Annotated in this window: 31 protein-coding genes, 1 other RNA gene and 2 pseudogenes; 13 read left to right on the top strand and 21 right to left on the bottom strand. The window is 41.6% G+C overall.

Features of this window, described 5'->3' with window-relative positions; translation table 11 throughout:
- Positions 1-12 precede the first annotated feature (12 nt).
- Together recN and bamE are read left to right on the top strand one after the other, a co-directional pair.
- Positions 13-1686: a DNA repair protein RecN gene (recN, locus tag H8A87_RS14865; protein ID WP_198690724.1), complete on the top strand. Its 1674-nt coding sequence runs from the start codon at positions 13-15 to the stop codon at positions 1684-1686.
- Positions 1687-1798: 112 nt separating this feature from the next.
- Positions 1799-2143 (top strand): outer membrane protein assembly factor BamE, encoded by a 345-nt coding sequence (gene bamE / locus H8A87_RS14860; protein ID WP_198690723.1) that lies wholly within the window; start codon positions 1799-1801, stop codon positions 2141-2143.
- A gap of 47 nt (positions 2144-2190) precedes the next feature.
- Here bamE and H8A87_RS14855 read toward each other — a convergent pair whose 3' ends face one another.
- Both H8A87_RS14855 and H8A87_RS14850 read right to left on the bottom strand, forming a co-directional pair.
- A complete protein-coding gene (locus tag H8A87_RS14855) occupies positions 2191-2487 on the bottom strand; it encodes an RnfH family protein (RefSeq protein WP_198690722.1) in 297 nt (98 codons plus the stop codon).
- Positions 2480-2914 (bottom strand): type II toxin-antitoxin system RatA family toxin, encoded by a 435-nt coding sequence (locus H8A87_RS14850; protein ID WP_198690721.1) that lies wholly within the window; start codon positions 2912-2914, stop codon positions 2480-2482. The genes H8A87_RS14855 and H8A87_RS14850 overlap by 8 nt, the downstream gene beginning before the upstream one ends.
- A gap of 157 nt (positions 2915-3071) precedes the next feature.
- Between H8A87_RS14850 and smpB the strand changes: the two genes are divergently transcribed.
- The 5 genes from smpB to H8A87_RS14825 all read left to right on the top strand — a co-directional run bounded on the left by smpB (position 3072) and on the right by H8A87_RS14825 (position 6277).
- The gene (gene smpB, locus H8A87_RS14845; RefSeq protein ID WP_198690720.1) at positions 3072-3554 is read left to right on the top strand and encodes an SsrA-binding protein SmpB; all 483 of its coding nucleotides are present in this window, start codon (positions 3072-3074) and stop codon (positions 3552-3554) included.
- 50 nt (positions 3555-3604) lie between these two features.
- Positions 3605-3968, top strand: a transfer-messenger RNA (tmRNA) gene (gene ssrA, locus H8A87_RS14840).
- A 512-nt stretch (positions 3969-4480) separates the two neighbouring features.
- On the top strand, positions 4481-5761 hold the full coding sequence (locus tag H8A87_RS14835) for an integrase domain-containing protein (RefSeq protein WP_198690719.1): 1281 nt from the start codon (positions 4481-4483) through the stop codon (positions 5759-5761).
- Complete coding sequence (locus tag H8A87_RS14830) at positions 5751-6068, top strand: hypothetical protein (protein ID WP_198690718.1); 318 nt, start codon at positions 5751-5753, stop codon at positions 6066-6068. The genes H8A87_RS14835 and H8A87_RS14830 overlap by 11 nt, the downstream gene beginning before the upstream one ends.
- Positions 6044-6277 (top strand): hypothetical protein, encoded by a 234-nt coding sequence (locus H8A87_RS14825; RefSeq protein ID WP_198690717.1) that lies wholly within the window; start codon positions 6044-6046, stop codon positions 6275-6277. Before H8A87_RS14830 ends, H8A87_RS14825 begins: the two co-directional genes overlap by 25 nt.
- A 244-nt stretch (positions 6278-6521) precedes the next feature.
- On the opposite strand, the gene H8A87_RS14820 is transcribed toward H8A87_RS14825, so the two are convergent.
- From H8A87_RS14820 to H8A87_RS14760, 14 genes are all read right to left on the bottom strand, one after another.
- Positions 6522-8273, bottom strand: a complete 1752-nt coding sequence (locus H8A87_RS14820; protein WP_198690716.1) for a DUF927 domain-containing protein — start codon at positions 8271-8273, stop codon at positions 6522-6524.
- The gene (locus H8A87_RS14815; RefSeq protein WP_198690715.1) at positions 8251-9393 is read right to left on the bottom strand and encodes a hypothetical protein; all 1143 of its coding nucleotides are present in this window, start codon (positions 9391-9393) and stop codon (positions 8251-8253) included. The genes H8A87_RS14820 and H8A87_RS14815 overlap by 23 nt, the downstream gene beginning before the upstream one ends.
- Before the next feature lie 2 nt (positions 9394-9395).
- Positions 9396-9605 (bottom strand): hypothetical protein, encoded by a 210-nt coding sequence (locus H8A87_RS14810; protein WP_198690714.1) that lies wholly within the window; start codon positions 9603-9605, stop codon positions 9396-9398.
- Position 9606: 1 nt separating this feature from the next.
- On the bottom strand, positions 9607-9816 hold the full coding sequence (locus H8A87_RS14805; protein ID WP_198690713.1) for a helix-turn-helix transcriptional regulator: 210 nt from the start codon (positions 9814-9816) through the stop codon (positions 9607-9609).
- A 180-nt stretch (positions 9817-9996) separates the two neighbouring features.
- Complete coding sequence (locus H8A87_RS14800; RefSeq protein ID WP_198690712.1) at positions 9997-10464, bottom strand: hypothetical protein; 468 nt, start codon at positions 10462-10464, stop codon at positions 9997-9999.
- Positions 10464-10856, bottom strand: coding sequence for a hypothetical protein (locus H8A87_RS14795; RefSeq protein ID WP_198690711.1), 393 nt, complete (start codon positions 10854-10856; stop codon positions 10464-10466). The genes H8A87_RS14800 and H8A87_RS14795 overlap by 1 nt, the downstream gene beginning before the upstream one ends.
- Before the next feature lie 38 nt (positions 10857-10894).
- Positions 10895-11026 carry a hypothetical protein gene (locus H8A87_RS20235; RefSeq protein ID WP_269749556.1) on the bottom strand — a complete coding sequence of 44 codons (132 nt, stop codon included), beginning with the start codon at positions 11024-11026 and terminating at the stop codon, positions 10895-10897.
- Positions 11019-11255 carry a hypothetical protein gene (locus H8A87_RS14790; RefSeq protein WP_198690710.1) on the bottom strand — a complete coding sequence of 79 codons (237 nt, stop codon included), beginning with the start codon at positions 11253-11255 and terminating at the stop codon, positions 11019-11021. The genes H8A87_RS20235 and H8A87_RS14790 overlap by 8 nt, the downstream gene beginning before the upstream one ends.
- A complete protein-coding gene (locus H8A87_RS14785) occupies positions 11248-11397 on the bottom strand; it encodes a host cell division inhibitor Icd-like protein (protein ID WP_232370280.1) in 150 nt (49 codons plus the stop codon). Before H8A87_RS14785 ends, H8A87_RS14790 begins: the two co-directional genes overlap by 8 nt.
- The gene (locus H8A87_RS14780) at positions 11394-11807 is read right to left on the bottom strand and encodes an ash family protein (protein ID WP_198690709.1); all 414 of its coding nucleotides are present in this window, start codon (positions 11805-11807) and stop codon (positions 11394-11396) included. Before H8A87_RS14780 ends, H8A87_RS14785 begins: the two co-directional genes overlap by 4 nt.
- The gene (locus H8A87_RS14775) at positions 11800-12003 is read right to left on the bottom strand and encodes a helix-turn-helix transcriptional regulator (protein ID WP_198690708.1); all 204 of its coding nucleotides are present in this window, start codon (positions 12001-12003) and stop codon (positions 11800-11802) included. The genes H8A87_RS14780 and H8A87_RS14775 overlap by 8 nt, the downstream gene beginning before the upstream one ends.
- Positions 12004-12460: 457 nt before the next feature.
- Entirely contained in the window at positions 12461-12655 is a 195-nt protein-coding gene (locus H8A87_RS14770) for a hypothetical protein (RefSeq protein ID WP_198690707.1), read from the bottom strand.
- 442 nt (positions 12656-13097) lie between these two features.
- Complete coding sequence (locus H8A87_RS14765) at positions 13098-13643, bottom strand: YopT-type cysteine protease domain-containing protein (RefSeq protein ID WP_198690706.1); 546 nt, start codon at positions 13641-13643, stop codon at positions 13098-13100.
- Between the two features lie 138 nt (positions 13644-13781).
- On the bottom strand, positions 13782-14009 hold the full coding sequence (locus H8A87_RS14760) for a hypothetical protein (RefSeq protein WP_198690705.1): 228 nt from the start codon (positions 14007-14009) through the stop codon (positions 13782-13784).
- Between the two features lie 693 nt (positions 14010-14702).
- Here H8A87_RS14760 and H8A87_RS14755 point away from each other — a divergent pair.
- Positions 14703-14978, top strand: coding sequence for a hypothetical protein (locus H8A87_RS14755; protein WP_198690704.1), 276 nt, complete (start codon positions 14703-14705; stop codon positions 14976-14978).
- Positions 14979-15113: 135 nt separating this feature from the next.
- On the opposite strand, the gene H8A87_RS14750 is transcribed toward H8A87_RS14755, so the two are convergent.
- Positions 15114-15587: an antiterminator Q family protein gene (locus tag H8A87_RS14750; protein WP_232370279.1), complete on the bottom strand. Its 474-nt coding sequence runs from the start codon at positions 15585-15587 to the stop codon at positions 15114-15116.
- Between the two features lie 592 nt (positions 15588-16179).
- Here H8A87_RS14750 and H8A87_RS14745 point away from each other — a divergent pair.
- A complete protein-coding gene (locus H8A87_RS14745) occupies positions 16180-16671 on the top strand; it encodes a hypothetical protein (RefSeq protein ID WP_198690703.1) in 492 nt (163 codons plus the stop codon).
- A gap of 1342 nt (positions 16672-18013) precedes the next feature.
- The gene (locus tag H8A87_RS14740) at positions 18014-18931 is read left to right on the top strand and encodes a tail fiber protein (RefSeq protein WP_198690702.1); all 918 of its coding nucleotides are present in this window, start codon (positions 18014-18016) and stop codon (positions 18929-18931) included.
- 437 nt (positions 18932-19368) lie between these two features.
- Here H8A87_RS14740 and H8A87_RS14735 read toward each other — a convergent pair whose 3' ends face one another.
- Together H8A87_RS14735 and H8A87_RS14730 are read right to left on the bottom strand one after the other, a co-directional pair.
- On the bottom strand, positions 19369-19581 hold the full coding sequence (locus H8A87_RS14735) for a hypothetical protein (RefSeq protein ID WP_198690701.1): 213 nt from the start codon (positions 19579-19581) through the stop codon (positions 19369-19371).
- A 29-nt stretch (positions 19582-19610) separates the two neighbouring features.
- On the bottom strand, positions 19611-20117 hold the full coding sequence (locus tag H8A87_RS14730; RefSeq protein ID WP_198690700.1) for a hypothetical protein: 507 nt from the start codon (positions 20115-20117) through the stop codon (positions 19611-19613).
- 417 nt (positions 20118-20534) lie between these two features.
- Between H8A87_RS14730 and H8A87_RS14725 the strand changes: the two genes are divergently transcribed.
- A complete protein-coding gene (locus H8A87_RS14725) occupies positions 20535-20735 on the top strand; it encodes a hypothetical protein (RefSeq protein ID WP_232370278.1) in 201 nt (66 codons plus the stop codon).
- 143 nt (positions 20736-20878) lie between these two features.
- Here the strand turns inward: H8A87_RS14725 and H8A87_RS14720 are convergent.
- Positions 20879-21589 (bottom strand): annotated as a pseudogene (locus H8A87_RS14720) (IS5 family transposase).
- Between the two features lie 208 nt (positions 21590-21797).
- Here H8A87_RS14720 and H8A87_RS14715 point away from each other — a divergent pair.
- Together H8A87_RS14715 and H8A87_RS14710 are read left to right on the top strand one after the other, a co-directional pair.
- Positions 21798-22139: an SH3 domain-containing protein gene (locus tag H8A87_RS14715; RefSeq protein ID WP_198690698.1), complete on the top strand. Its 342-nt coding sequence runs from the start codon at positions 21798-21800 to the stop codon at positions 22137-22139.
- Between the two features lie 121 nt (positions 22140-22260).
- A pseudogene (locus tag H8A87_RS14710) lies at positions 22261-22623 on the top strand (pyridoxal-phosphate dependent enzyme); the annotation flags it as partial.
- A gap of 14 nt (positions 22624-22637) precedes the next feature.
- On the opposite strand, the gene H8A87_RS14705 reads toward H8A87_RS14710, so the two are convergent.
- On the bottom strand, positions 22638-22732 hold a 95-nt coding region (locus tag H8A87_RS14705; protein WP_232370123.1), incomplete at its 5' end, for an IS1 family transposase.

Raw genomic sequence — 22732 nt, 5'->3', positions numbered from 1 at the left:
AGGAGGAGCACAATGCTAACTCAGTTGACCATTAATAATTTTGCTATCGTTCGCGAACTAGAGATCGATTTCCGTTCAGGAATGACGGCAATCACTGGGGAAACCGGGGCCGGTAAATCTATCGCGATTGATGCGTTGGGTTTATGTCTCGGCAATCGTGGCGAAGCCAATATGGTTCGCACGGGTGCTCCACGTACTGATCTTTGTGCCCGTTTTTCACTGGCAGATGCCCCCTCTGCCCGTAAATGGCTCGAAGACCACCAGCTTGATGGCAGTTTTGATGATGACAATGAGTGCCTACTGCGTCGCACAATTGCCGCTGATGGGCGCTCTCGCGGCTTTATCAACGGTACTGCCGTGCCACTTTCTCAGTTACGTGAATTGGGCTCACATTTGATTCAGATCCACGGGCAACATGCTCATCAATTACTGTTAGAAAATCGTCACCAAAGGCGTTTATTGGATATTTACACGGGCGATTTTGAACTTCAGCATGAAATGAAACAGGCTTACCAACAATGGCGCCAGAGCTGCCAGGCCCTTTCCCAATTCCAACAACAAGCCCTTGAACGTCGTTCACGTCAGCAATTGCTGGAATATCATCTGAAAGAACTGAACGAACTGTCACCACAACAAGGCGATTATCAAGAACAGGATAGCGAATATAAACGGCTGGCAAACTGCGGGCAGTTCCTATCCGTCAGTCAGAACGTTCTCCAGATCTTAAGCGATAATGATGAACAGAACATTGTCAGCCTCCTCAGCTATGCGCGAAATGAACTGACAGAACTTGCCAGCATGGATCACAAACTCAATGAACTGCTTAACATGCTGGAAGAAGCGGCTATCCAAATTAACGAAGTCAGTGATGAATTGCGTCATTACAGCGATCAACTGGAATTGGATCCTAACCGTTTATTCGAACTGGAACAGAAAATCTCCCAGCAAATCAGCATGGCCCGCAAACATCATGTTTCTCCAGAAGAGTTACCAAACCTGCACCAACAACTGTTGGAAGAACAGCATAAGTTATCCCAACAAGAAGATGATTGTGCCCATCTCAGTGAACTTGTCAGCCAGCACTACCAGCAAGCACTCACTGTGGCAGAAAAACTGCATCATGTTCGCCAGAAATACGCTGTAGAATTAAGCCAGCTGATAACAAACAGCATGCATCAGCTTTCGATGCCCCATGGTCGTTTTACTATTGATATCACTTTTGAACCTGAACATTTAAATATCGATGGTGCCAGCAAGGTTGAATTCAATGTCACAACCAACCCCGGTCAACCTCACCAATCACTGGCAAAAGTGGCATCAGGTGGTGAACTCTCCCGTATTGCACTGGCTATTCAGGTTATTACAGCGAAGAAAATGGAAACACCAGCACTGATTTTCGACGAAGTTGATGTGGGCATCAGTGGCCCAACAGCGGGAATTGTTGGTCGCTTGCTGCGCGAATTGGGAGAATCGACACAAGTCATGTGTGTCACCCACTTACCGCAAGTTGCAGGATGTGGGCATCAACACTTTTACGTTAGCAAGCAGACCGATGGGGAAGAAACAGAAACCCAAATGCAACTATTGGATAAAAAAGCCCGACTCCAAGAATTGGCGCGGCTTCTGGCAGGAAGTGAGGTTACGAAAAATACTCTGGCCAATGCAAAAGAGCTGTTAGCGGCATAAATTAATACAACTTTTTTGTATAATTGAAGTCATAGGTAAACGTGTAGAGGTTTTCAATCTCTTCAATGTTTATTATTATCGACGGCTTAACTCCTAAAGGAATGTAATTACTATGCGCTGTAAATTATTGACTGCCGCTACTGTATCGCTTGTTATGCTGACTGCGGGTTGCTCCATGTTTGAGCGAATTGTTTATCATCCTGATATTAATCAAGGGAATTACCTGACGCCGGCAGCGGTATCAAAAGTCCAGAAGGGAATGACCCAACAGCAAGTCGCTTACACTTTGGGAACACCAATGCTGACCGATCCGTTTGGAAGTCAAACTTGGTATTACATATTCCGTCAACAGCCTGGCCATGAAAAAGCGTCTCAGGAAACACTGACACTTAGCTTTGATAGCAAAGGTGTGCTGACGGATATCAAGAATGAAAAGTCACTGCCAGAGAATCAGTGAGATGTGGATTTTATTTATTCGCCAGTAGATATCTGGCGAATAAATAGTTATTGTTGAGCATTATTTTTAGCGCGTTCTGCGCGCTTACGACGCATTTCTTTTGGATCAGCAATTAGAGGGCGATAAATCTCTACACGATCTCCCTCTTCCAACGTATCAGTTAATTTGGTTGGGCGGCTATAAATGCCGATCTTATTCTTGGTCAAATCGATATCATTACGTAATGTCAAAAGACCAGACGCAACAATCGCCTGTTCGACCGTTGCTCCTTGCGGCACTTTCACATTACACAGATATTGCCGTTCAGGCAGAGCATAAACGACTTCGATATTGATCTCAGACACTATAAACCTCACGTGCGCGTTGGGTAAACGCCTGAACCATATTACCGGCCAATTCCTTAAACACCTTACCAAAAGCCAATTCAATCAACTTATTGGTAAATTCAAAATCGAGATGTAACTCAACTTTGCAGGCATCCTCACTGAGCGGAGTAAAATGCCAGCCTCCCATCAATTTACGAAAAGGCCCATCGACAAGCTGCATCCTGATACTTTCATTATCAAATAACGTATTACGCGTTACGAACGTCTTACTGATCCCTGCTTTAGCGACCTCAACAGAAGCCGTCATTTCATTATTACTGCTGCTTATTACACGGCTACCCACACATCCAGGTAAAAAATCTGGATAAGACGTCACATCATTGACCAATTTATACATTTGTTCCACGCTGTAAGGCACTAGCGCAGAGCGATTAATCTGTGGCATATCATTTCCTGTAAAACGTAACAGCGCTGAATAGTATCATTTAAATGTGGTTAAATAAAAACCTGATGACATTTAGAACAATAAATGTGCACTTATCGCTAAATATCATGCAGAAGAGATTTCTTTCACTAACGCATCCAGTATAATACAACGCATTATGACAAAGAAAAAAGCACACAAACCCGGTTCGGCAACAATTGCCATGAATAAGCGAGCCCGCCATGAATACTTCATCGAAGAAGAATTCGAAGCGGGCTTATCCCTACAAGGTTGGGAAGTCAAATCACTGCGCGCTGGCAAGGCTAACATCAGTGAGAGTTATGTTTTGCTCAAAGATGGTGACGCTTATCTTTTTGGTGCCACAATCACGCCATTGAATGTTGCTTCTTCCCATGTAGTTTGTGATCCGACACGGTCACGCAAATTACTGCTTAACAAACGTGAGCTTGATTCACTGTATGGTCGAATCAATCGCGAAGGTTATACCATCGTTGCGCTTTCCATGTATTGGAAAAATGCTTGGAGCAAAGTCAAAATCGGTGTTGCAAAAGGTAAAAAAGCGCATGATAAACGTTCAGATATCAAAGAACGTGAGTGGAAATTAGATAAAGAGCGAATTATGAAGAATTCAGGGCGTTAATCACTGGCATTGCCGCCCAATATTCTGATATACTTGCTTTTAACATACTTGGGGCTGATTCTGGATTCGACGGGATTTGCGAAACCCAAGGTGCATGCCGAGGGGCGGTTGGCCTCGTAAAAAGCCGCAAAACAATAGTCGCAAACGACGAAAACTACGCCCTAGCAGCTTAATAACCTGCGCAGAGCCCTCTCTCCCTAGCCTCCGCTCTTAGGACGGGGATCAAGAGAGGTCAAACCAAAAAGAGATCGCGTGGATGCCCTGCCTGGGGTTGAAGCGTTAAATCCAATCAGGCTAGTTTGTTAGTGGCGTGTCTGTCCGCAGCTGGCAAGCGAATGTAAAGACTAGACTAAGCATGTAGTACCGAGGATGTAGGAATTTCGGACGCGGGTTCAAATCCCGCCAGCTCCACCAATTTAGTATTCGGATATCATCGGAATACACCTAAAACCCAAGAAAAAGCCCTAAATCATAAAGACTTAGGGCTTTTTTATTGCCCGTTAGTATTCGTTAAGTATCGTTATAACTCGATAATTTTATTAGTATGTTTGGTAGTAAGTCGTCTACACTACTAAAACACTTACTACCAAAACGTAAATGTCCAAGTGTCCAAGAGAAACACATATATAGTTAAGTTTTTCGCAAAAAAATGACGCCCCGCCGTCCCTAAACACTTAACCATATGATATTTAAAATAAAAAACCCTAAAAACCTTGTCCCGACCATGTTTTGGAACACGTCCCAAAACTTGAAAAATTAGGTTTAATTATTTGATTTTAAACAAAAATATCAATAAGGACACTAGGCCGCCGGAGGGACACAGTACAGGCTAAAGAGGTAAAAAGTTAGTAGTAACAACCCAACTACACCAATAAATGCTTACTACTGCCACATAGAACACTTACTACTACGGTTAGAGGTGCCCGATGCCAAAAAAGATAACACCGCTTTCCCCTACAACGGTATCCAATGCCAAAGCCAATCTTGATAGCAAAACTGGTAAGCCCAAAGATACGATCTATCGTGACGGGGATAATTTAGAACTCCTCGTTAAAGCATTAGGTATTAAGCTTTGGTACTTCAGATACTACAAACCATTCACCCAAAAGCGCACGATGATTGCATTTGGTGAATATCCCTCTGTTAAGCTGGCAGACGCTCGCCGACTCAAAGACGAAGCAAAAGCAATGCTGGCTAAAGATATTGATCCTGTTGATTGGCGTAAACAGCAAGCAGCCGCAATGCAGGAAGAGAATGGCAACACCTTAAAGAATATTGCTTCCCGCTGGTTCGAAGTGAAAAAAACCACTGTCAGCGAGGATTACGCTAAAGATATCTGGCGCTCATTGGAAAAAGATATTTTCCCCAAACTTGGCGAAATACCGATATCAAATCTGAAAGCACCTATGCTGGTGGAAGTGCTCAAGCCTATCGAAGCAAGGGGTAATTTGGAAACTATCAAACGGCTGACCCAACGAACGGTAGAGATCATCGACTACGCCATGAATTTAGGTGTTATTGATGCCAACCCTTTTACCACTGTAAGCAAAGCATTCCCCAAGCCAAAGAAAAAACATAACCCTACCATTCGACCCGAAGAACTCCCCGGATTAATGCAAGCACTATCCATTGCAAGAATAGAACGGCAAACACGTTTAGTGATTGAGTGGCAATTATTAACCGCTATGCGTCCGGGAGAAGCGGTAAAAGCCCGTTGGTCTGAAATAGACTTTGAAAACAGAGTCTGGAATGTGCCAGCGGAAACCATGAAAATGGATCGCCCTCACACAGTGCCTTTATGCCAACCGGCTTTAGATATTCTTGAAGTTATGAAGCCTATCAGTGGACATAGAGAATTTGTCTTTCCTCATAGATCTACTCCAAATACCCATATGAGCAGCCAAACGGCAAATATGGCGCTAAAGCGCATGGGGTATCAAGATATCCTTACTGCTCATGGCATCCGTTCGATTATCAGTACAGCATTAAATGAGCAAGGCTTTATGCCCGATGCGATAGAAGCGGTGCTGGCTCACGGGGAAAAGAACTCTGTCCGGGCAGCGTATAACCGGGCCACCTATTTAGAACAACGCAAGGTTATGATGGACTGGTGGGGACTATATGTAAAAGGGGCTGCAATGGGTGATTTAACGGTAGCTGGAAGCGTTAAAGGGTTACGCATCGTAGGGAGTGATTGTGTCGGATAATCTCTTTACCCTTGAGCATGTACATATAGCGCTCAGTCACTACACTATCAGTTATGAGAACGGCTTATATCCTTACTCCTCGGTATACTGGTGTACTGAACAAGTAGCTAAATTAACCGATGCTGAACGAGAAGCTGCGTTGTTCAAACTCAGTGTATGGGATTTGATTTACTCCCCAATTGAAGCCATAAAAGAACTATGCAAACCGGGTAGTGATGTTTGGAACTATTCTATAATCGAAACGCTGGCAAACAGTAGTAAAAATGACTTACTGGTAGGTGCATGCGCGATATGGGATGGGGACTAACCGAGGAATCTGATAACGTCTCATATCATCTAGCCGCATCTAACTTCGTCTTTGCTACGCTGGCACAAGAACAGTATACCCGCACATTGAGAAGTGACTTTGACGATCTGACTATCAAAGAAGTTCGACGGAAAGCGGGAAAGATCAGAAGTGCACAACGAGATGGTGCACTTAAAGCCCAATGCAACAAATGGCAGAAGACATCATAAAATCCCGAGACTATACAATTGGCAAAGAAGAGTTAGCCGAATCAGTTTATGCTGAATATATTACATTTATTACCAATAACCCCAAAGGCACTTATAATTACACTCGCCTACATCCCATAAATAAATGTGGTACGCAAAGACCACAAATGGAAGATAACAGAACCATCTATAGATGGGTATCACATCTCACAATAGGAAAACGAGCAAGTAAAAACAAATAAGCCGGATTGCTCCGGCTCTTTCATTATTCAAACAGTTTGTCTGCGTCTATCCGGTAAAACCTGCGCTGATCTTTATACCCAAGAGGGGCACGTTTCTTAGGGTTATAAACGGTACGAGGTTTACCATTCTTGGCTATTTCCTCTGTTACCCCAACAAGTACACCTTTTTTGTGTAAGTCTGCAATTGTTATATCAAAATTACAGCCTTCCAAAGCACGTTCTTTCAATGCTTCTGGCGTGACCCAATAAACACTAGACAAAGGACGATTATCCTCTTGTATCGCTTCATTGCTGAAATCAGCTAAATCAATAGATTCCCCCGTTAATGATGTGATATACCCATCAAATATTGGCATATTCCCGCCGCTATTAGAGGAAGAACGAAAGCGCGATTCACCATATGTACTGAGATAAGAACACAATTTCTCCTTACCGTTTACCGCCTCCAAATCGCCAGTAGTACCACGCTCATTTACATAGGCGTTGAAACACTCACCAACACAGCACAACGATTCCTCGGTACCCCAGCCTGTAATTCCCCATTCAGTAGCCAGCTCACCCGCAGCAGCACAAAGCGCAAACCGTTCTAATACCCGGTCTAATTGAGATTCTGCTTCTTCTGGCCTAAATTTTGCCTTAAATTGAGTGATTAACTCTCGCAGGCGGTCAACCAATTCCGAACGAGAAGAAGCAGTGAGTTTTTCAAGCCATGCAATACCCGCACATCCATAGTATTTCGTGGTTAAGGTATTCAGGGAATCAGCAAATTCTTTAGCCGTCCTCACTCCGTGGAGGCTATCAAAAACCCCATTTTCATCACTGACTATCGCGGGAATATCCACAAAGCGGGCTTGCTGGCCTGCGGCGACGCTTTCCCCAGAAGCCTTAAGATAGTTTTCAAAGGGGTCTTCGCTTGACGCCAGAACCAAAGTTCGCCACTGTAGCGTTTCACACAAAGTAACATCTTTTGTCCCCCGGGCCTTTCCCTGCCCAAGAGCCAGCATATAAGCAACCTGACCCACCAGCTTAGGGTTAACACTTTTCAGTTCATCCAGGATTAACGGTAAATCATTATGTGCTGTGGCCAATACCTCGATCCCGACTAAGGTAGTATTGCAACTGTGTGAATATCCGCCTGTTGTTGCACCACTCCCCCATACAGAGGCAGCAACATGCTGAGCCGTACTTTTACCTTTGGTTGAAGCCCCTTTCAGGCTGAATACACCACCATCAACCCCCAATATATTGAGTAAAGGAGCCGCAAAAGCGACACAAAGAGAAAATACTAATCGTGTATTACCTGCACATTTTGCGCTGATATGTTTCTGCCAATCCTCAAGAGTACCTAATTGTGCTAGCTGGCTACTTTCACTCTTTTTACGGCCTGACAGTTGGTACATTACTTTGCTAGTGGAACTGCCTATTGTGCTTTCCGGCAGCACAAACAAGTGATCATTAAACCAGCCCGTGGAAGTTGCTAAGGTTATGCGCTCTTTTGCCGTTGCAATATTCAGATATCCCAATAAGTCACGGCTCATACCCGTACCGATATACAACCCTAATCCCGCCAACCTCGGAGGGATATCACTACCGGGTTTATGTAACTGCTCATCGGGTACAATGAATTGCTTCGTTTCCCTATCCTTGTCTTTAAATGAAATCAGCTTGCCCCAGTTATCGCTATACACATCGCGCGTTAACCCCAGCACCGAGAACGGCGCGGATACTTTCCGGGCTTCAATGGTTTTAGTCTTACCTTTCCCCCTCCTGAACATTCTTCATTAGTCCGTCCTCGGTCATATAGAACCCGACCTTTTCCAGTGCTAAATAAGGTCGAAGTATCTGAGGATTATTCCACCCCAACGAGGAAGCGTAAGAAAATATCCATTTATAATTGGTAAGATCAGCCCGAGAAGAATTCCAAGTTTCTTCAAAGTGCACAGCATCAAATGCCGCGCCACCAGCTTCTGACCATTCCAGCGCCAACTGGTAAGCATTATCTTCATAAGGTGTGTTTTTCAAACTGCCAAGAGCAGCAATCACCCTCTGCCAGTCTTTTCTGGCACCCGCAGATATCGCCAGCATCGCGGGTGAAAACAGCGCATCACGTAAATCATCTAACGTGTGCGGATCAACCTCATGCCAGCGGTCTAAATCAGAATCACTATCATAATGCTGTCTTACAGGCCGAGGAGGTGTCTCCTGTACCAATGGAGGCATCTCAAGATAATGCGCTACGTCTGCTAATTCGCCATTTAAACGGTGAATGATTGCATCAGTAACCTCATCCCCGCTTTTTGTTTTTCGACAGATAGCATTAACTATTGGCAAATAGCATTGCTGTTCCGCACGATATACAGAATCATCCCACCCAATGACAGGCATCCATTCGTTGACCAAATCATCTTCTGCGATTTGTTGTATCGCCGTTTCTATTTCACTGGCTATTATCCGGCAAATATGATTACCAGCAGTGCGATCTACCTCTGAATCAAGTAGGATAATAAAACGACAACGCGGAGCATCTGCGGTATAATTGAAAGTTGTATAGAGCACACCTTTATACCGCTGTTGTAAGTAATTTATTAAAGCTTCAAATGTTTCACGGCTATCAAAACTATCGCAATCAAATGATACAAAGCGGCGTTTAGCCGCTAATGCTGCAAGCCTCCAATTCTTTATACCCTGAAACTTCTCAGGGTATTTTTCTTTTGGGTCTTGACCTCTTGGGTGTTCCCCTTGTTCCATTGCTGCACAAAAATACTGTTTACCTTTAGCAACCGCCGTATCAGCCATTAGCTGATCAATAAACTCATCTTCATTTTCTGCGCATCGTTGTTCAGGGGTGATATCGAATACATCCCGTCCACGGGAATAATAAATTTTACCTGCCATTATTACCGGCTCCTTTTATTTTCCCGACGCTCTGCGGCGGCAACACGAAGACGCATAGCGCGATTAACATAAGCCTCGTCAACAAATACCAGTCCACCGTAATCACGCTGATTAGTTAAATCAGCCGGAAGTGTATTTCCTTTAATGGAATTACATCTTTGCATAATGGCGATATGGTCATTTTTAGAACATGAAAATCTATTTTTAGCCATGTTATTTATCCCCCTGTTCACGGGTATTAAGACGAGACGCTATATATTCATTAACTTCACTTGCCGCCCAGCCAACACGCCTTAATCCCAATTTCACAGGTTTAGGGAAACTGGGGGTTCTTTTTAAAAACTCATGAAAACCACTATCAGATTTATAGTGCAGCGCCGCTTTAACTTCTTTTTTCGTTAGCATCGATTCATTAATACTCATTGCGTATTCCCCAACCATAAACGGTCATAAACGGATATAAACGCAAGCAACATAATCACTAACGAAATAACAAATAAGCCCTCTGCATGTGCAGACTGTAATAGTGCAATACAGAGGGCGAGTATATAATTCGTTACATCGTTGCTATTATTCCGGGGAAATGTGAGAGTTTTACTTCCGTCATTTCTTGACCCCACCGCCGCCACCCACAATTCCCATTTTTAACAGTCCATCAGCCCATAGAAATTCTAAAGTCGTTTGTCCTTTTTCCGTGGCCTGATAGGAAAGTAACTGGGTAAGAAAATCACTATCAATGGGCGAGCAAGTTACAGGAATATGCCCCACCTGTATAAAATGCGCCGATCGAGCGCTTCTTCCCCCATCGCTGGAGATATACACCACAGGATCTTGATCAATTATCAGATGCACCAGTGTGTACCAACGATAAGGCGCAGGCGTTTCACCATCTTCATACTCTCCGGCGAACGGTTCACGTAAATAGTAACGACAATTAGAGTTCTTAATGAACCAATCAAAGTCTGCCTTTGCCGTAGGGGGCAAACGCAGCTCTTGGGCTTTTATCGAGTTGGAAAAGTCTTTTAACTGTTTACGCGGCATACTTTTCTTCTTTCGTGTTGTTCTGTTCATCAGTGCAAAACCTCCGGCTTATTGAAAGCCATCTGAGGTATATCCTCTTCGATAAAGCTACGGTGTAGTTCGGTAAGCACTTCTTTACCAAAGTCAGAAAGCGCTAATCCGTACTCAGGGGATGGGGTCATCATCTCTTGATAGAAAATCATCGCGTTTTCTATCCCCTGCTCGTGACCAAAACGCTCAATCAATGCGCCTTCAATGTTATTTGCCAGTGCTGAGCGCTCAATAGATAAGAAAAGGGGGAAAACAATAGGGGAATTCTCCAGTTTAAAAATGGCTCTGCCGTTATGCTTTTCCTTTTGCTCAGTAACCCATACATGCGCCACCGCCCAGCGAAAGAAACGAATGTCGTCTACAGGTTGCCCAACGGGAAGCGTTTTAGCCATGCCATGAGTAGTTGTAACGCTATCCTTGTTTGCTCGTCCTATTCACCGCTATCAACTCGGTCTAAAATGGCAGTAGCGGGCAGGGAAATAACGATCTGTTCTTGCTCGTTTTCTTGCTGGCAATAAAGCGTCACAATGCCGTTTTCAATAACCGTTCTGTAATCAAGCATATTGCACCTCATTAGCATGGGTAACGTGTGGCTCTGCGTTCCCGTAATCGTTTTTGGCTTCATTGGTATACAGTTGTAAGAGTTGCTGAGCATAAGCCAGTAAGTCGGCTTCGATATCCCTTGCCCCAGGATCTAACCGTAAGAACTCCACGGCCTTAAGAAATGCCGCGAGAGGCTCCATGACGTCGGCAGGATGGGCATAGATATTTGCTAAGGAACGATCAGACATAGCGCACCTCCTGTACTGGCAGGCGGCCGGCGAAGAGCAAGACAAAATCACGGGAAAGGACAGAACGGGCGCAGTGCTCATCTTGAGCAATCGCCTCTATACGGCTGGGTGTTGCGGCTAAGTCTGCACGTTTAACGCTCAAGAACACGAATTTGAAGTGAGTTTGGGTAGGGATAGTGCCATAGTTGCGATCTCCGTTTGCTTAACAAAGGAGTCACCGCGAGAGGTTCCAAGCTCTATGGGGGCGGTGACGCTGACAGGGTTGGAACTACTGGTGCAAACGGGAACCAGCCAGCCGGAAGGCTGCCCTGCCAGCATCACCATTGAATACATATAGACGAAGAATGCCTTAGATGAAAGGTGCTGTGATGCTATGGCACAAAAAAAGACGCTTGGCGCGTCATGTTTCGCCGCTTGCTGTTTATTCAGGGTTCCAATCCTGACACCTGCTTTTGCTGGTGCAGGGTCACTGCAGCCAAAGCCCACCAGCAAAGGCAAGCAATTTTTATCCGGTGCTGTGAATTGCCGGGCAGGATGAGACATATTAGCCATTGCTTGCCTCCCTGCGGGAAGCAATGATGCGGCGGTTAATCCATCCATCAACTTCGCTTTCGATGAACGCGGAAGCACGGGAGCCGGTCTTTATCTGCCTGGGGAAATTCCCTTCTGAAATATATTTATAGATGGTCGATTTACCCAGACCAGTACGGCGACATACTTCGGGTAATTTGATAAAAGTGTGTTGCATAAATAATAGCCTTCCTCGGTTGCTGTTAGACAGTACGAGAGGAAGGTTAAAATTTTACGGAGGGGATTCGGCGGAGTTTTAGAAAATTCCGTGGAGTTTTGAAAAACTCCGTTATCTAACATCAGCTTTCTTCAACCAGACAATGAGCGTTTTATTATCGATATCAAGGCCATCAATTTCGGGTATTTTATTGGCTATTTTTTGTCTTAATCCCTCTATGCTTCCTTTAAAATCATTATCAGTCAGCCCATGAGATTTAAGTAATTCAACAATAAATTTACATTGCTTTACGGTTGTATGAATTTTAGGGGCTGGTTTTTCTGAAATATTATCTAAAGGAAGAGAGTTAAATATTTTATAGGCTTTAATTACTTCGTCCTTGGGTAGAACTAAATCATGCTCCTGTACAAGAACGTTATCAACATAATCTCGGTATACTTGCCCGGCCTTTTTATCTTTAAGAGATCATACAACCTATATCGAAAGCAGATAAGCTCTCCCAGTCCAACATTCCTCCAGTAGGATCGGGATACTCATAAAAAGTGATATTTCCTTCCTGAGCCAAAAGTAATAATTCAATTTCTTCCTTTTGAAGTTCTTTCGCAGCTAAAGCCAGAGGGTAGTATGGGAGGGTTAAATTAAGTTTACTCATCACGTCCGCCTTATAACGTTGTGCCTTAACAAGGGAGGTGATGAGGCAGACGGTAAGGCGCACCGCTTTTCTCTCCGTCGAGATAGCCTCATCGATTATCATTTTGCTATAGTTGGTGGTATTTGTCCAAATTCTAATTGTTCTGGAATAGAACAGTTGAACCTTATCAACAAACTAAGGTGAGTTAACGCTAACGCATTGATAATTTCGGTAACCCCCAATGGGGGAAGCCGGGCAAAGAGGGAGAACGGCAGCGGGGTTAAAAGCTGCACCGCTAATTTAATGCATAAGCAAGCTGCGAATTTACAGCTTGGTTCAGCGCTGCGCATGGAGTAACTTGCTGAATTAACTTAATTCCGTCGAAACGTCGGAATCACTTTGCTGGTGGATTTACGGGCAGGGGGTAGATATGCAGCCTAGCGGTGATGTGCACTCATGGTTTTTAGGCCGATACAATTAGGTACCCAAGAATGTAATGGCATGGCCTCGCCATCGTCCCTATTCCATCACGGTTAGGCCAATATCTTTCTTCAAACCATGTTATAAAATCTTCACGTGTCGGGAAATGGACGCAACCAAAATTGGGGTCGAAACAATCAACCCCATGAGCAGTTACCGCTAGACCAATAGCATGATCTCCATATGCCAAAGCTTCATAACCTTCAGGGATTGTGGCTAAGTTTTTTGCAAAATCGTTCCCCCCATAGCGGCGTACATACCCAGAAAACAACCCGTTTTCACTAAGAAATTGCAGGCCATCCATGCTCTTAGCTTTAAGGTTTTCAACTATTTTTATATAACTAGGGAGCTTTATATTTCCGGGGAATAGGTGAGACTTTCCTGATTTGTGCATCTTTACCCACGCCATTACCAAACTACTACAGGCGCCATTTTGCGTAGTCGAAGAGAACTTAAGGGGAAAATTTAGAGTTTGATTGAAACGAAATACCCAATTTCCTCCAAATTCATCAGCATCTAATAACGACATCTTTAACCCCCCCATTCACTGTGTGTTTAGTTTACGTCAAAAAGGTTAGGGTTAGTGTATGTTGAGGTTTTGCCTAATGTAAAGGGTTTTAAAAGGGGCTTGAGTAAAGACTCTGAACAAGCTCTATATTCCAGTGAATTAGGTCGATTCCGGCGATTCACCGGAATTAACGCTAAACCATTGATAATTTTGAGAATCCCCATTAGGGGAAGCTGGGCGAGAGCCAAACTCCTTAACGATGATGCAGTTAACTGATTGTTCTTCTTTGTAAAGCATATTTGCTTTACGGTTAACCGATTGCTCTTCTTCGTAAATCAAATCTGATTTACGGCTAACTGTTCGATATTCATCCTTTGATTCCCCCATTTCGGGGAAACAAACAGCTCACTAGCTTTGCCCTTAAAAAACGGCAGTTAACTTATTGTTCTTTCTCGTAAACCAGATTTGGACTACGGTTAACATGCTGATTTTTATGATGACTCAGATTTGAGCCATCTTATACCCAGACTGCATATTTGTAATGTGCCTATTAGTTCACAGGCTTATTTCTATTCCGTACATAAACCTAACTCTTTGATATTTTCGGTAAACGCCATTGGCGCAAGTCGGCATTCAGTCCGCGGAATTACACATAACAAACTGATTATTATTATTAACTTACCCCAATGGGATAAGTTGGCAATTTTCGCTTATCCAAACTCCTCGTTTTAGGGTATTTGATACTTATCAATGAGTTAACTCCACCTGTGGGCTAAGCCCTAAAGAAGGACTTTGTATTGCCCGTCATACCTGAGTTTGTACCCTGTGAGTTGGTGGAATTTGGAGAACTACCCCGTAATGTCGGTAGTTAATATGATAAGCTGTTTATCTTTATTGTTGTTGTTTTACTTTATTAAAAGTAAGAATAATGATGCCTGTACCTATAATTTTGTTTTTTCATGACGATAAAATTTCTACTTTTATATTTTATATTTTATATTTTATATTTTATATTTTATATTTTATATTTTATATTTTATATTTTATATTTTATATTTTATTAAAATATAGGGGGGTATCATGATAGTAACGAATAACACTATTTATATTATTTCAGTTAGTGTCAACAGATGGAGTACTGAATCCGGAGCAGGTGATGGTTGGTTTGATATTCAACCGGGCGATAATGAATCTTGGAGTCGTTCAGATTCCCGAGGTTATATTGTTTCAATAGCATCAGAAGGGGAGACGATTTCGTATTTTGCACTTTCTGATAGCTCTATCGCTGTCTATCAGAATTTTGTTGAAGATGATGGTCGGGTAATAAAACCAGCAACCGATCGCTATGCCCCATAGAACGTAATCAAAAATACCCGCGTATTCTCCCTACCCTAAGGCAGAATCTCGCCTTAGCCTTACTGGACAAATTAACCCTACCGCCAAATATGGCGGTAGCCGTTCGCGCAGGTTATCGGGTAGATGAGAAGCTTTTTATAACTGGGCGTTTAATACTAAACTGTGCTTTTTTGCATAGTTACCATGGAAGCCGTAAATGAGGTCAATTTCTAAGGGTTCCTCCAGGATCTCAAGACACCCCAAGATAAAACTTTCGGCCACCAGCATTCGCTTTCTGACCTCGCTTTCACTGATCTTAAACTTGCGGCCAATTGCACGTTTCGACACCCCGCTAACGTAGTGGTGCTCGATAAAATCGCATTCCTGAGCCATGCCTACGTTACGCAGCTTAGCAACGCAGCTATCAATGATCATGCCGTCCTCGTCACTGCACGATAGCTTATTGCTGCCGGTATAAGTCACCGCGTCTCTAAACCCCGCAGAAACAGACTTCCAGCCAATGTTAACTCTGCCTTGCGCTACCCACCGGGCCCCAATGCAATAGTATCTTTTGCGTGTCTCGGTGCATGATTTTTTATCCGCTCGAAGTGTACCAGCCAGATAGTACATATTAGCATCGCGGGTGGATAAGAGGAAATGGGGTAAAAACCGTAGCACAAATTTTCTTTACCAGATAAATCAAATGATTGGGTGCATGGTCACGATTTTCACCATCTGGCTTTTCCTCAATTTGAGGGGAAGTAATTAATAGTCAAAATTTGGATGATAATGATTTTAAAAGGTTTTCAATTCTCACGATTTGCTAGAATTAAGTCTTATCAATGAGTTACGGGGAGTGTCTCATTCGATTATATCCGTAGCGCAGATTTTGTCTACCTTATAAATCAAGTGGTTATATAGTTCGGTTGATTGACAGGTAAGGGATGACGCAAATTTGCGTCATCAAATAGCTAGCTGCTTGGTTTTTATGATGATGGTTTTTTCCATCATCTTTTGAGTAGTAATGATGGTTGAAATTCCAACCATCTGATTCTGTTTGATTATACCGATTCGGTAGAATCAAAAGCCCTCTTATTTTTAACTGCCGGTATATCGGTAGCTGGGAATTTTTCCCTGTGCTCGTAGTATTTCCCCCTCAAAACTGAGCCTGATAAACTAAGCACTCACCCTTCTATAAACTAAATAATATCGATTACAAACCATGCAAAACGGACTTGTTAAATTAGCGTCTGATATTCGAACAATATTCGAACAAGAACACCAAAAAATAAATGATATGGGCATTCCTTTCTTTTATAGCTTCCCGATTAACTCTTGTCAGGGAGCTTCTGTATTCTTCGGTATGGTTGCACAGCAATTTTTTCCCGATGCCGATATTAAAATTGTATTAGGTAGTGATAGAAAAAAGAGAGTACATCATTACTGGTTAGAAATTGACAAAAAAATCTATGACCAGACTGTAGATCAATTTATATCTTGGATGGACGAGCAATATAATTGCCCTGATAAACCTATCTACGCTGAAAAGAAGCATCCTCTGACAAAATACTTTTTCTACAAACAGCGTTTTTCCCCGGTAGGGGCCTATTCGATTTATTGCGAACGGCATGCAAATGAAAGAGACGTCGTAATTGCTTATGATTTCTTGAAAGCAGAACTTAAAAAGCTTGGATGGGATAAGCCAGTGAACTGATATATAAGGCGAAATCCTGCCTTACCCTCTGATTAAGTTTAATTATAACGAATCGTGAGAATCAGCACACTGCCCGTGGCTCAATACTGAGCTACAATTAACTACATGTTTATACTAATAATTCAAAAATTGGAGCATCTCCGAGGGCAAAGCACACCACCGAACGATTCAATGAAGCTATGCGCTAGCAAGAGTGCGGGGGGGCCTAATCATTCAATTTTTTTCACATATACTACGCAAAACTACAGAAAAATATTAACCATTCCTAAACTACATCAAACTACTGGAGTCTAAAACCAAGACGCTAAGTCCGGCGAAAAATCCAGAGCGGATGAAGAAGAGAGACGCGCTTATAGAAATTTTTCGCTTCCAGATCTAAGCAAGAATTTCTGCTTAACTCTACCAACAAATTTGGCGTTAGCTCCACGGCGATTTACAGTAGGCGGAAAGTGTTGCTCATTTCCGGGGAGGACTTTATTGAAACGTTGGGACGCATATATTAGGTACTGTCCCGCCCTTGTCCCTAGTTTTTACTGAACAAGTACTTTTTAAAATATATATAAATATATAATAAATATAATATTTTTATATTTATATAAATACATAAGGGACAGCGGGACACATAAAAATACTGTTTATAAATATGAATATACATAGCCAACCCCCTCCCCGGTCAAAAAGCAATCACAAATATTTTTGGTAGTAAGTTTGGTAGTAACTGACCAATAAATAATTAATAAAATCATTATTTATTATTAATTTAAATAACCAGATCAAATCCCGCCAGCAAAACAGCCTTCTTTCCATACAAATAAACAGTGTATTTTTCATTCAAATTTTTTGATGGTATTTGATAGGTGAGTGCTTTTTAATAAAGAAGTGGAGATCGGCGAACCATCTTTTTGTATGCGGGATAATCCCGTATCTACATATGCAGTGATATTTAAATCTGCACCATGCAGGAAATACTATCTATCAATGAGTTGCAGTAACCACTTGATTTTAGCTAATTCTGTAACAAGGACAGAGATGAATGAAAGTAAGAAGTTAAGGGGAAGTATTACCCCCTTTTAACACAAAGCATTATTAGCCATAGAGGGATAGATTTTATTAATGTCCTGTCTGCCATTCCATGTCATTCTGACATCGCAAATATGCAACTCTCTGAGTCTATAAACAACAACCAACCGAACTTATGCACTCTCCAGTATTGATGAACCCATTTTATTGATGTTCACAGGCGGAGAAGTAGCCACCGCCTTCATATCGCCCAGGATATTTTCAAATTAGTTTCCTTGGCTGAATTAGCAATACACATTGTTGATTAAATGAGGGAATAAATATGAATACTCAATATAACAAGCCTGATACACCCGCCTCAGAAGAAGGTGATTTTGTCATAGTACCAACTCAGAAATATGTAAAAGAATCGATTGAGGATCATGCCAAGAGCCGAAATCATCCTGATGCAACCTTGGAAGATAAAGGCTTTGTTACCCTGAGTAACTCAGTAAATAGCGACATTGAAACTCATGCTGCAACATCCAAAGCAGTGAAAACATCCTATGACTTGGCAAATGCCGCCAATCAAAATGCCATCAATGCAAATAACAATGCCAATACTCGGTTAGAGAAAAATCAAAACGGAGCAGATGTCCCTGATAAAGAAGCATTTGTGAAAAATATTGGATTAATGGAAACAGTGGAGCGAGCAAAAAATGCTGTAACCATTGATATATTATATCCTGTTGGCATTGTTTTATGGTTTGCACAAAATAAAAACCCAAACAACCTATTCACTGGTACAAATTGGAAATATATTGGTGAAAATAAAACTGTCAGATTGGCAGCCTTAAATGGTTCAAACATTTTATCAACGGGAGGGAATGACTCTGTCACGTTGACCACTGCACAAATACCTGCCCATAATCACTTATTCTCAGCCACAACAGATCCATTTGATTATGGAACAAAAAAAACGGATAGTGAGGGAGATCATTATCATGATAGTGGTTGGGGAGAAGGAAGCGACAGTCGTTATGGTTATTATGATGATACGAATAATAATTATGGTTCCGGCCACTCAGACTGGGATAATTTCAAATTTAATACCAGTACTAATGGTGCTCACCAACATGAGATTTATATTGGTAGCCATACCCATACTGTATCAGGCACAACATCAAACACTGGTAACGGAGAAGCAATCGCTATTACCAACGCGTATATTATGTTAATGGGATGGTATAGGACTGCATAAAATATATTTACATTAGCTAAATGCTCAACTATTTTGGGGCAGCTCTTCATGCCCCTTTATCACCTACTTTTCTCTGCCTCGAATTCCACACCGAATCCTCCGGCATTTGGACACGGACGCCCAAAATTCTATGTTATCAAATTAATATCAATTGTCTAATTTGAATCTGAGGGAAAATATGAAGAATTACCTATTATCACTCTTGGAGTGCCAGTTCTATCGTGAGTGATATTTTATATATCTCCATGCCACTTCCTAAAAACAACCTTTATTTAAGAATACAGATACAAAAAAGACCACGCCGAAGCGCAGTCTTAAGGTCGAGTTTAAACTTAAATAAACACCAACACCTTGAGTGCCCCATGAACAATTACCCAGATTATAGGTTACACCATCGTCCATTACATGAAGATCTTTTTCAAATAGTATATTTACCTTCAGATAATGAAAGTTTCTGCAATATCTACTTTCTTCTGTATTACCTTTAAACTACTAAAATGAGATACGGAAGTATTACTTTCGTTAAGATATCCCCATTGAGTATCAACTACATGACCATCCTCAGCGGTCTGTTTTCCCGTTCCCAAGGTAACATCAATAACTGGCCTATAATCTGCTAAATCATTTTCCGGCTCATTAATTTCAGACATAAACCCCTCACTTTTATATGATGGATCATTTATTTAACAAGAAGCTCTACGCTTATATCAATCTCCGATTCCCCTCCATAAACTCTCGTTTGATTACAATCAGATTTCGCACAGATAGCGCTATTAACTATATTTTGGCATCCTTTAATCTCTGTATACCAACCTGCATCATATCCATGCTCAAAACTCAAATCACAACTCATAGGGCCGCTAGAAATTTTCCACTCAACACGCTTCGTACTCAATGTGCAACCACTAAATAAATTATCATTATCTTTTAGGTAGATGCTTGCGTGCTCGTTAGGCCCGATATTAATCTGATCGGCGCCACTATCATACATACATTCAGTACTTTTTTTAATTATCGTAAGTTTCTCTTGAGATAAAGAAGAGTTTTTCAATTCCATATTGTACTCAGCAGATAAAACAGGTTGTTTTTCTGCATTAACATTTTTTTCCTCTGCCAAGGCAGGGGCAGCCAACAAAAAATATAGAGAAACTAAAATTGTGCCAGATATCATATTCATAACTTTCATGTTGTTCTCCTTATGAGGAAATCATTAAAAACGTTTGGCAAATATTTTCTATTCTTTATTACTTCACTGTTAATAGAGTGATGAAATGATAGTTGCTAATAACACATAAAATATTCCATCCCTACGACTGTAGATTATAAATAACAATCTATATTTATCCTCAACAAAAATAATAATATAGGAAAGAAGTTTTAATATAATCCACCTAACTATAACTTTCACAACAAATAATTCTATTTATAAGATATTGCTCATTCTCTCAATTTTTGACAAGAACTCTTTCACACAGTTCTAAACTTCATTATTATGAATCAGTGACAAATACTTTATGAAAATTTGTTTTTTACAAAATTTTATTAGTGAATTAGTTACCTGAGAAAATAAATGGATATATTCGTAGAATACGGGATCTTGGCTTTGGCTAATATGATTGAATTGGATCCGGCTGGTTGGTTTCAAGGACACGTTGAAGCATCTTTTCTTGCAGGATCGGCCTTATTGAAAAGTAATGCGCTATCAAAAGAATCATCTCGCCGTTTGAAAAAAAAGCCGTTTCCAATATCGCAAAACTTATCCTCAACGCTACTTCAGATAAGTGGGATCACTATTTTAGTTTAGCAGATTATCGTCAGTATCCTCTGCCTAACTCCACTGTGCCTGACATAAAGTCATTATGTAAAAAAATTGATGAAAAATTACCTTCCATCGATAATTTATGGGGAGCAATTAACTAGGGCGTGTTTATGTTTTGCGTTCATCATTCATACCACCCACATTGGCAGCCATATGATTATAAAAGCCAGTGCTATCTGACTGGCATAATTGCGTTCCAATTTATCGTATCTTGTTGCTATTGCTCGTAAATGTTTAATTCTGGCAAAAGCATTTTCCACCAAATGTCGATAACGATATAAACATTTATCGATATTCTTATCCGATTTTCGGCTATTTTTTCGATAGGGGATCACCGGGATCGCTCCTTGTTGCTCGATAGCACTTCTGAAACCTTGACTATCGTATCCCTTGTCAGCAATCACAAAATCTGATGAGGGGGACTGTACCACAAGGCTTTCCGCATGAACGATATCATGTATTTGTCCACCAGAAAGTTCAAAATGGACGGGTAAACCGTTACTGTCCACGGCCAAATGAATTTTGGTTGAACGTCCTCCTCAGCTTTTACCGATCGATTCATCCTCCCCCGAAGCCGCGCCCGCGCTATGCTGATGGGCGCGGGCAATACTGCCATCAATAAATAACCACTCCGTATCAGCGGTTCCAGATAACCCTTTGAAAATGAGCTGTAAAACCCCCTTCTTTGACCCGACATTAAAACGCTGAAAGACGCTATTCCATTTCCCGAATTCCGAAGGAAGGTCACGCCACGGAGTCCCGGTTCTCATGCGATAAAGGATGCCTTCAAGCGTCAGGCGATGCTCCGCTTTTTGGTAAATAAATCCAGAGAGTTTCATTAATGCAGATAGCTTATTCTATTGTGTATCTGTTAACATAGTTCGCGGCATGATGGTGAGGCTTGGTTATTTTTTGGCGAAAACGATTATACCCTATCATAATGCTCTCACCCTCTGTACAATAACTCCTCACAAAACGTCAACACACCCTAGAAACATAATTATCAATGTGTATTTTTTCGACCATAAGAATAATTCAGGAGTAAAAATGCTGAAGAAAGGTATTGTCATCTATGATTATGTTAGCGCTTACCCAAATCCAATTAAATTACAAGCTGGAGATATCGTTTCGATCAGTCATAGTGATATTGAATATCCTTACTGGATTTGGACAACCAACGCCTTAGATATCAGTGGCTGGGTTCCCCAACAAATTTTACGGTTCACTCATCCTGATAAAGCGATATGCAGCGAAAATTATACGGCTCATGAATTGACAGTGAAAGCGGGAGAATATCTATATCTGGAACGCTCCTTGAATGGTTGGTATTGGGCGCATAAAAACTCAGGAGAAATCGGCTGGATACCACAGGAATATATCAAGTTTTAAAAAATGTCACATTGATGACAGTCATCTCGATACTAATCATAATATTGTGATTATATTGGCTCTATTGAGTTATTTAATAGCATAAATAAACACGCGTTATCGAGCGCAGGAGGCTCAAGTAATGAAATTTATCCCCGATTACAATGATATCTCTGAAGCCCATTCTCGCATCAAAAAATACATCAACAAGACACCTGTTTTTACATCAACAACTGTCAATGAAATTTTTGACGCACGAGTCTATTTCAAGTGCGAAAATTATCAAAAAATGGGGGCATTCAAATTCCGTGGTGCCATGAATGCCCTTTGTCAATTTAGTGACAAACAGAAAAAAGCAGGTGTTATTACTTTTTCGTCTGGAAATCATTCACAAGCAATTGCGTTAGCCGCCAAATTACTCAATATATCCTCTACCATTGTCATGCCACAGGATGCCCCTCAAGCCAAAGTAACTGCTACCAAGGGTTATGGTGGTAAAGTCATTTTTTAGGTCATGTATTAAATGGTTAGATCATGGTGTTGAAAATAATGTTCACGTTCAATAAAAGTTCCTATCACTTTATCGTGCATTTCCGCCGACTTTGAATAACCGA

Origin of the sequence: Xenorhabdus lircayensis (assembly GCF_016306625.1) — a bacterium.
Classification (GTDB): domain Bacteria; phylum Pseudomonadota; class Gammaproteobacteria; order Enterobacterales; family Enterobacteriaceae; genus Xenorhabdus; species Xenorhabdus lircayensis.
This window is presented reverse-complemented; position numbering and strand designations above follow the sequence as displayed.

Excerpts from the sequence above, each read along its gene's own strand:
- H8A87_RS14815 (WP_198690715.1), bottom strand. The coding sequence starts at position 9,393 with ATGGCAGGTAAAATTTATTATTCCCGTGGACGGGATGTATTCGATATC.
- H8A87_RS14805 (WP_198690713.1), bottom strand. The coding sequence starts at position 9,816 with ATGAGTATTAATGAATCGATGCTAACGAAAAAAGAAGTTAAAGCGGCG.
- H8A87_RS14740 (WP_198690702.1), top strand. The coding sequence starts at position 18,014 with ATGAATACTCAATATAACAAGCCTGATACACCCGCCTCAGAAGAAGGT.
- bamE (WP_198690723.1), top strand. The coding sequence starts at position 1,799 with ATGCGCTGTAAATTATTGACTGCCGCTACTGTATCGCTTGTTATGCTG.
- H8A87_RS14810 (WP_198690714.1), bottom strand. The coding sequence starts at position 9,605 with ATGGCTAAAAATAGATTTTCATGTTCTAAAAATGACCATATCGCCATT.
- H8A87_RS14765 (WP_198690706.1), bottom strand. The coding sequence starts at position 13,643 with ATGTCGTTATTAGATGCTGATGAATTTGGAGGAAATTGGGTATTTCGT.
- H8A87_RS14770 (WP_198690707.1), bottom strand. The coding sequence starts at position 12,655 with ATGAGTAAACTTAATTTAACCCTCCCATACTACCCTCTGGCTTTAGCT.
- H8A87_RS14745 (WP_198690703.1), top strand. The coding sequence starts at position 16,180 with ATGCAAAACGGACTTGTTAAATTAGCGTCTGATATTCGAACAATATTC.
- H8A87_RS14755 (WP_198690704.1), top strand. The coding sequence starts at position 14,703 with ATGATAGTAACGAATAACACTATTTATATTATTTCAGTTAGTGTCAAC.
- H8A87_RS14760 (WP_198690705.1), bottom strand. The coding sequence starts at position 14,009 with ATGGGGGAATCAAAGGATGAATATCGAACAGTTAGCCGTAAATCAGAT.
- H8A87_RS14820 (WP_198690716.1), bottom strand. The coding sequence starts at position 8,273 with ATGTTCAGGAGGGGGAAAGGTAAGACTAAAACCATTGAAGCCCGGAAA.
- H8A87_RS14790 (WP_198690710.1), bottom strand. The coding sequence starts at position 11,255 with ATGTCTGATCGTTCCTTAGCAAATATCTATGCCCATCCTGCCGACGTC.
- H8A87_RS14835 (WP_198690719.1), top strand. The coding sequence starts at position 4,481 with ATGCCAAAAAAGATAACACCGCTTTCCCCTACAACGGTATCCAATGCC.
- H8A87_RS14825 (WP_198690717.1), top strand. The coding sequence starts at position 6,044 with ATGCGCGATATGGGATGGGGACTAACCGAGGAATCTGATAACGTCTCA.
- H8A87_RS20235 (WP_269749556.1), bottom strand. The coding sequence starts at position 11,026 with ATGCTTGATTACAGAACGGTTATTGAAAACGGCATTGTGACGCTTTAT.
- recN (WP_198690724.1), top strand. The coding sequence starts at position 13 with ATGCTAACTCAGTTGACCATTAATAATTTTGCTATCGTTCGCGAACTA.
- H8A87_RS14775 (WP_198690708.1), bottom strand. The coding sequence starts at position 12,003 with ATGCAACACACTTTTATCAAATTACCCGAAGTATGTCGCCGTACTGGT.
- H8A87_RS14735 (WP_198690701.1), bottom strand. The coding sequence starts at position 19,581 with ATGTCTGAAATTAATGAGCCGGAAAATGATTTAGCAGATTATAGGCCA.
- H8A87_RS14850 (WP_198690721.1), bottom strand. The coding sequence starts at position 2,914 with ATGCCACAGATTAATCGCTCTGCGCTAGTGCCTTACAGCGTGGAACAA.
- H8A87_RS14715 (WP_198690698.1), top strand. The coding sequence starts at position 21,798 with ATGCTGAAGAAAGGTATTGTCATCTATGATTATGTTAGCGCTTACCCA.
- smpB (WP_198690720.1), top strand. The coding sequence starts at position 3,072 with ATGACAAAGAAAAAAGCACACAAACCCGGTTCGGCAACAATTGCCATG.
- H8A87_RS14780 (WP_198690709.1), bottom strand. The coding sequence starts at position 11,807 with ATGGCTAATATGTCTCATCCTGCCCGGCAATTCACAGCACCGGATAAA.
- H8A87_RS14750 (WP_232370279.1), bottom strand. The coding sequence starts at position 15,587 with ATGTACTATCTGGCTGGTACACTTCGAGCGGATAAAAAATCATGCACC.
- H8A87_RS14800 (WP_198690712.1), bottom strand. The coding sequence starts at position 10,464 with ATGAACAGAACAACACGAAAGAAGAAAAGTATGCCGCGTAAACAGTTA.
- H8A87_RS14730 (WP_198690700.1), bottom strand. The coding sequence starts at position 20,117 with ATGAAAGTTATGAATATGATATCTGGCACAATTTTAGTTTCTCTATAT.
- H8A87_RS14795 (WP_198690711.1), bottom strand. The coding sequence starts at position 10,856 with ATGGCTAAAACGCTTCCCGTTGGGCAACCTGTAGACGACATTCGTTTC.